This is a genomic window from Streptomyces sp. NPDC054841 (genome assembly GCF_053611045.1).
The window spans coordinates 1-6,846 of record NZ_JBSGZO010000451.1; the positions used below are offsets into that span (position 1 = coordinate 1).

The 6,846-nt window shown below is 71.4% G+C and carries 6 protein-coding genes; 2 read left to right on the forward strand and 4 right to left on the reverse strand.

Annotation, left to right across the window (positions count from 1 at the left end):
- Positions 1–46 precede the first annotated feature (46 nt).
- Positions 47–610, reverse strand: a complete 564-nt coding sequence (locus tag ACWGI8_RS36235) for a flavin reductase family protein (RefSeq protein WP_453667617.1) — start codon at positions 608–610, stop codon at positions 47–49.
- Positions 611–920: 310 nt separating this feature from the next.
- Between ACWGI8_RS36235 and cdgB the strand changes: the two genes are divergently transcribed.
- Positions 921–2,729: a diguanylate cyclase CdgB gene (cdgB, locus tag ACWGI8_RS36240; RefSeq protein ID WP_453667619.1), complete on the forward strand. Its 1,809-nt coding sequence runs from the start codon at positions 921–923 to the stop codon at positions 2,727–2,729.
- 110 nt (positions 2,730–2,839) lie between these two features.
- Positions 2,840–3,811, forward strand: coding sequence for a carbohydrate-binding protein (locus ACWGI8_RS36245; protein WP_453667621.1), 972 nt, complete (start codon positions 2,840–2,842; stop codon positions 3,809–3,811).
- Between the two features lie 165 nt (positions 3,812–3,976).
- On the opposite strand, the gene ACWGI8_RS36250 is transcribed toward ACWGI8_RS36245, so the two are convergent.
- The 3 genes from ACWGI8_RS36250 to ACWGI8_RS36260 form a co-directional block, all read right to left on the reverse strand.
- On the reverse strand, positions 3,977–4,903 hold the full coding sequence (locus tag ACWGI8_RS36250; protein ID WP_453667627.1) for a 1-phosphofructokinase family hexose kinase: 927 nt from the start codon (positions 4,901–4,903) through the stop codon (positions 3,977–3,979).
- 181 nt (positions 4,904–5,084) lie between these two features.
- Positions 5,085–6,221: an N-acetylglucosamine-6-phosphate deacetylase gene (gene nagA, locus ACWGI8_RS36255; RefSeq protein WP_453667623.1), complete on the reverse strand. Its 1,137-nt coding sequence runs from the start codon at positions 6,219–6,221 to the stop codon at positions 5,085–5,087.
- Positions 6,221–6,846 (reverse strand): ROK family protein (locus ACWGI8_RS36260; RefSeq protein ID WP_453667625.1); only part of this gene is annotated, 626 nt, incomplete at its 5' end. The genes nagA and ACWGI8_RS36260, both read right to left, overlap by 1 nt.

Below are 6,846 nucleotides of genomic sequence, written 5' to 3' on the forward strand. Positions count from 1 at the left end.
CCGTCCCCCCGGCCCCCAGCCCCCCGTTCCTCGGCGGCACCAGGGCTCAGCCCAGATGCCGGTACCGCCCCCGGAAGTACGTCAGCGGGCCGCCGTCCGCGCTCGGAAGGCCGACGTCCAGGACGCGGCCGATCACGAGCGTGTGGTCGCCCGCCTCGATGCGTTGTTCCGTACGGCATTCCATGACCGCGAGCGCGCCGCCGACGAGTGGGGCACCGCACCGCTCGCCGCGGGTGTACGCGATGTCCTCGAAGAGGAGCCGGTCACTGATGCGGCCCTTCATCGCGAACCGGCCCGCGATGTGCCGCTGGCTCTCGGAGAGCACCGAGACCCCCCACATCGGCTGTTCGGCCAGCAGGTCGTCCATGCGTGAGCCGTTGCGCAGACTGACCATGACGAGCGGCGGGTCGAGGGAGACCGACATGAACGCCGTCGCCGTCATGCCGACGTCGTCACCGCGCGGGCCGTCCTCGCTCAGGGGCGGTTCGTGCGCCGTCACCAGCACCACTCCGGCGGCCAGCCGGGACATCGCGGCACGGAACTCGTCGTTGCTCACCCCCTCAGCATGGGGGATCGCCTCGGTACTCGGGGTGGGGGTCGTCTGCAGCACGACCGGAACGTTAATCTCGTCCCCGCTCCGCCACATCGGGCCGGGGGACCATCCAGGTCCTAGGACTCCGGACCGGCGGGACCCTGTCCGAATTTGCGTTCAAGAAGCGATGGAACGCCCTCGCGACCCCCATGACCCACTTCATCATCTGTTGTGACTTGAGTCACAGAGCGCAGTATTTGTTGACCCTGTGTACCGGGTGGACAGCTCGCTGTGATTCAGTGGCGGAGACACTGCACCGACCCGGTGCACCGACAGAGCCGATGAGAAGCCTGGAGTCAGCTGTTCGAGGTCTCGGGGAGAGCGAGCAATGGAGACCGAGTCGGAGCCGTACGTCCGTCTTGCGACCCTGCGGCAGCTGCATCAGGTCGTGGCGGATCTCAACACGGCGCGCAGTCTGGCGGACACGCTGCAGACCGTGGCCAACGGCATCGTGGCCGGTCTCGGGTACGAGCTGGCATGCGTCAATCTCGTACGCCCCGACGGGGACCTCGTCGTCGCCGCCTTCGCCGGGAACTCCGCGGCAGAAGCCCTGATCACCGGCCGGGTCGGCTCCCGCGCCTCCTGGGAGCGCCGCCTCGGCATGGGCGAGGCCTGGGGTGAGCTGCGGTTCATTCCGCACACCGAGGGCTGGGTGCTGCTGGAGGACGACGTTCCGCAGTGGTACACGGAGGGACCCGAGCCCCGCTTCGAGGACGAGTGGCACCCGCAGGACCGGCTCTACGCCCCCATGTACACATCGGGCGGCGGACAGGAACTCCTCGGCGTCATCTCGGTCGACAAGCCGCGCAACGGCCGCCGGCCCGGCGCCTGGGGCCAGGAAGCGCTCCAGATGTACGCCTCGCAGTCCGCGATTGCGATCAGCAACGCCCGGCTGCGAGCAAACATGCAGCGCGCCCTCGTCCGGTTGGAGCGCGAACAGCAAGCCCTGCGCGCCAGTGAGGAGTCGTTTCGCCAGGCGTTCGAGTACGCCCCGAGCGGGATGGCCATCGCCGAGATGGGCGGCGACCAGCACGGCCGGCTGCTGCGCACCAACGACGCCCTGTGCCGGCTGCTCGGCCGGCCCGCGTCCGCGATGCGCCGCTACTCCTTCGCCGATCTCGTCCACCCCGAGGACATCGGCACCCTTCTCCGTACGTCCGCCGAGGGCGGCCGGGCGGAGCTGCGGCTGGGCCGCAGGGACGGCACGTACCTCTGGGTCTCGCTGCGCAACTCCGTCGTCGCGGACACCGCCGACGGCCCCCGGTTCCTGCTCACGCACGTCGAGGACATCGAGGAGCGCAAGCGCCATGAGCTGCACCTCGCCCACCGGGCCAGCCACGACTCGCTGACCGGCCTGCCCAACAGCGCGGAGCTGCGCGCCCGGCTCAGCGCCCGGCTGTGCGAGCGGCCGCAGCCGGCCCGGCCGGGCGGCGGCACGGCCGTCGGGGCCCTCGAATACGAGCGGTCCTACGAGAACGGGAACGGCCCCGCGGAGAACGGTTACGGCGAGAACGGTTACGGCGAGAACGGCTACGGCGAGAGCGGCTACGGAGAGAACGGCTACGGAGAGAACGGCTACGTGCCGGGATACAGCTCGGGATACGAGGACGGCGGCAGCGCCGACGAGCACCGCTTCCGTACCGAGGGCTTCGACTTCGACGCCCCGGCGCCCGGCGGCCCCTACGACCACCATGTGCATGCCGTCGCCCCGGTCATGGACGGCGACACCGACGACGGCACGAAGGGCCTCGCCGTCCTCTTCTGTGATCTGGACGGCTTCAAGTCGATCAACGACCGCTTCGGGCACAACACCGGCGATGCCGTCCTCATCGAAGTCGCGCGCCGGCTCACCACCTGCGTACGCGACGGGGACACCGTCGCGCGGCTCGGAGGTGACGAATTCGTCGTTCTCGCCGACGGCCTCGGTGCGGCGGACGCCGCCGACCTGGCCGTACGCCTGCGGAACGCGATCATCCCGCCGATCCGGGTGGACGGCCGGGCGGTCCGGGTCGGAGCGAGCTTCGGGATCGGCTGGGCGGTTTGCGGAATGTCGGTAGAAGAGGTACTTCAGTCCGCTGACCAGCGGATGTACATCGAGAAACGGTCGAGGGCGAAGGTCCACAGGCGGGCCGGGTAGCCGCCGGCCGGGAACCGGCCGGGGGTCACGGGCCGTCCTTGGAGTTGCTCAAACGGGGTAGGCTCGGCCGGTCGGCGACGGCTGGCGAGCATGGATAGGAGTGACCAGGGATGACGGCCGGGAACAACGGCGCGAGCACGCCTGAGGACGACGATCCGTTCGGCTATCTGTACGCGGACGGGCAGCAGGCGGGTGCCACACCTCCCCGCCAGGGCGGCTACGGCTACCCCGGTCCCGCCGCGCAGCCCGGCGTGCCCAGAACGTCGTACAACCAGGTCAGGACGGTCGGCGAGCGCCAGTACGGGCAGCCGCCGGCGCAGCCGCAGCAGCAGTACGGCCAGGTCCCGCACCAGCAGCCGTACGCGCAGCAGCCCAGCCCCCAGTACGCGGCGCCCGAGACGTACCCCGGCGGTGCTGCCACCACCCGCCAGGTCCCGCTGGGCCAGGGCGGCGGTGGCCGCGGCCGCGGGCCCAACACCAAGGGTCTGCTCATCGGGGCGATCGCCGTGGTCGCCGTGGTCGTCATCGGTATCACCGCGGCCGTGGTGACCAGCGGCAACGACGACAAGAAGTCCCCGCAGGCCACGGACAGCAGCGCGCCCGCCGACGAGGTGAAGCCGAGCGACGACTCGTCCAAGGACGCCGGGGAGAAGCCGGCCGATCTGCCGAAGCAGGACGCTGCGACGCTCAAGCTCGGCCCGCCGGCAGCCCTGGCGCGCGACGTCAAGGGCGCGAAGGGCGCGGACGGCGCGTATGTGATGTTCAACGGCGTGGGCGGCTCGGCCAGCTGGTCGGTGAACATTCCGGCCGACGGCAAGTACACGATGTTCATCACCTACAGCGTGCCGGGCAAGGACGCGAAGACCTCGCTCACGATCAACGACGGACAGCCCCGTTCGATCAACATGTCGAACTTCGCTAAGGCCAAGAACGGTGAGTGGGAGAAGGGCTGGACCCGCACCTACGCCTACGTGAACCTCAAGAAGGGCTCCAACACACTCAAGATCTCCTGCGAGCAGGGCGATCAGTGTGAGGCGCTCCTTGACCAGGTGTCCCTCAAGCAGGGAGAGGTCCGGAGCTGACAGCGCCGACCCGAGGCATACGAATGTGAGCTCTACCGCTGGTTGCGATAGAGCTCACATTCATCGTTCAGGGCTCAGAGCGTGGCCCACTTCGTGCATGCGTTCTGAATCGTCTCGCCCTTGAACCTCGCCACCTGGATTCCCGCGTGGAAGATCCCGAGCCGGTCACGCCGCCGGTGCGTGCTCCGTCACCGTGATCCTCGGGAGGAGGTCCTCGTACGACGACCGGTCGAAGTCGCCCGCCGTCGGCGCCAGCACCGTCGCCGTCGCCAGCGCCACCGCGCGGGTGAGCCGGTCCGGCCAGGGAAGGGACTCGACCAGGCCGGAGAGGAGGCCCGCGACGGCCGAGTCGCCGGCGCCGGTCGGATTGCCGAGGACTGATCCGGGCGGGGCGGCCTGCCAGGTGCCGTCGGGCGTGGCGGCGAGGATGCCGTCCGCGCCGAGGGAGGAGACCACGGTGCGGGCGCCGCGGCGGCGGGCGTCGTGGGTCGCGCGAAGCGGCTCGCGGGAGCCGGTGAGCTGGGCGAGCTCGTCCGCGTTCGGCTTGACCAGGTCGGGGCGGGCCGCGATGCCGCGGCGCAGCGGTTCGCCGCTGGTGTCCAGCAGCACCGGGACGCCGGCGGCCCGCGCCCGGCGGATCAGATCGGCGTAGGCGCCGACGTGGATACCCGGCGGCAGGCTGCCGCACAGCGCGACGGCGTCGGCGTCGCCCAGCAGCGCGTCGTACCTGCTGAGGAACGCGGCCCATTCCTCGGACGTGACGAGCGGGCCGGGTTCGTTGAACTGGGTGGTGTCTCCGCGCGCCGCGTCGACCACGGCGAGCGTACGGCGGGTGTCGCCGGCGACCGGGACGAGCGCGTCGCGTACCGGCAGCCCGGCCAGCAGTGAGCGCAGGACCCCGCCGGTGGCGCCGCCCGCGAAGCCGGTGACGACCGCCTCGTGCCCCAGCGCCGCCAGCACCCGTGCGACGTTCAGGCCCTTGCCGCCGGGGCGTTCGATGACCTCGGTGACCCGGTGGGAGGCGTGCGGGACGAGCGCGGGGACCCGGTAGGTGAGGTCGAGGGCGGCGTTCAGCGTGACCGTCAGGATCACCTCTGACACCCCCGGAGCATGCGCTTGCCTTCGTCGGACGGGTCCTGATCATGCCAAAAAGAAGGCGGTTGGCCCAGACCCCCGTCGGCCAACCGCCCAGTGCGGCCCTGCGTGGCGTTGCGCGGCACCCCGCGCGTTCGCCCGCGCACGTCGACGCGCGTCGACGCGCGTCACGACGTGCTTACGGTTCGACCACCCATGCGCCCTTGCGCATCACTGCCTTGAGCCCGAACTCCCCGTCCAGCACCACCAGATCGGCGTCCTTGCCCGGCTCCAGCGAGCCGACCTCGTCGTACACGCCGAGCAGCCGGGCCGGGTTGGCCGAGATCGCCTGGACGATGTCCTGCACGGGCAGCCGGTCGATCGTCGCGGCGCGCCGGAACGCGGTGTCCAGCGTGAGCGTCGACCCGGCGATCGAGCCGCCCTCCGCCAGCCGTGCGACGCCGTCCTTGACCTCGACCTCCAGCGGGCCGAGGTGGTAGACGCCGTCGCCGAAGCCTGCCGCGTCCATCGCGTCCGTGATGAAGGCGACCCGGGCCGGGCCCGCCCGGTGGAACGCCAGCTCCAGCGCCGCCGGGTGCAGATGCGTGCCGTCGTTGATCAGCTCGACGGTGACCCGCTCGTCCTCCAGCAGCGCGGCGATCGGGCCCGGGGCGCGGTGGCCGAGCGCCGGCATCGCGTTGAAGAGGTGCGTGGCGACGGTGGCGCCCGCGTCGATGGCCTCGACGGTCTGCTCGTACGTGGCGTCGGTGTGGCCGATCGCCGCGATCACGCCGTGCTCGGCGAGCAGTCGTACGGACTCGATGCCGCCGGGCAGTTCGGTGGCGAGGGTGACCATCTTCGCCGTGCCGCGGGAGGCGTCGATCAGCTTGCGCACCTCGGACGGGTCCGGGTCGCGCAGCAGTTGCTCGCTGTGCGCGCCCTTGCGGCAGGGGGAGATGAACGGCCCCTCGAAGTGGATCCCGGCCAGGTCGCCCTGCTCGACGAGCTCGGAGAGGAACCCGGCTCGGTGGGTGAGGAAGTCCATGTCGCCGGTGACCGTGGAGGCGACCAGGGTGGTGGTGCCGTGCTCGTGGTGCGTACGGACGCCCGTGAGCACGTCCTCCGCGGTGCCGGAGGTGAAGGAGGCGCCGCCGCCGCCGTGGTTGTGCATGTCCACGAACCCGGGGACGACCCAGTGCCCGGTGAGGTCGACTGCGGGGGCGTCGGCGGGGGCGTGCCCGGCGATCCGGGTCCCCTCGACGATCACCCGTCCGTTCTCGACGATGCCGGTGGGCAGCACCACCCGGGCGCCCGTGAGAACCATGCGGTCGGCCATCAGGCGGTTACCTCCGTGTCGAGCAGGTCCCAGGCGAGGAGACCCGCGCCCAGGCATCCGGCGGTGTCCCCGAGGGCCGCCGGGACGATCGCGGGCAGTTTCTGGAAGGTCACGCGTGCTTCCACCGCGGCCCTCAGTGGTGTGAACAAGGTTTCCCCCGCCTCGGCGAGCCCGCCACCGATGATCAGCGTGCGCGGGTCCAGCAGGGTGAGCGCGGTGACCAGCCCGTCCGCGAGCGCGTCGACGGCGCCCTGCCAGACGTCCACGGCGGCCGCGTCACCCGACTCGACGGCCTTGGCGCAGTCCGCCGCGTCCGCCTCGGGGTCACCGCTCGCCGCCGCCCAGGCCCGGGAGACGGCCGAGGCCGAGGCGAGGGTCTCCAGACAGCCGCGCTGTCCGCAGCCGCACTCCGGGCCGCCGGGCCGGACGACGATGTGGCCGATCTCGCCCGCACAGCCGTGCGCGCCGGCCTCGATGGCGCCGTCGATGCCGATGGCCCCGGCGATCCCGGTGCCGAGCGGTACGAACAGGAACCGGTCGGCGCCGCGGCCCGCACCGATGCGGCCTTCGGCGAGGCCGCCGGCGCGGACGTCGTGCGGCTGGCCGAGGCGTTGTCCTTCGACAA

What these genes read in the sequence shown, in the direction of transcription:
- cdgB (WP_453667619.1), top strand. Translation starts at nt 921, where the DNA reads ATGGAGACCGAGTCGGAGCCGTACGTCCGTCTTGCGACCCTGCGGCAG.
- nagA (WP_453667623.1), bottom strand. Translation starts at nt 6,221, where the DNA reads ATGGCCGACCGCATGGTTCTCACGGGCGCCCGGGTGGTGCTGCCCACC.
- ACWGI8_RS36245 (WP_453667621.1), top strand. Translation starts at nt 2,840, where the DNA reads ATGACGGCCGGGAACAACGGCGCGAGCACGCCTGAGGACGACGATCCG.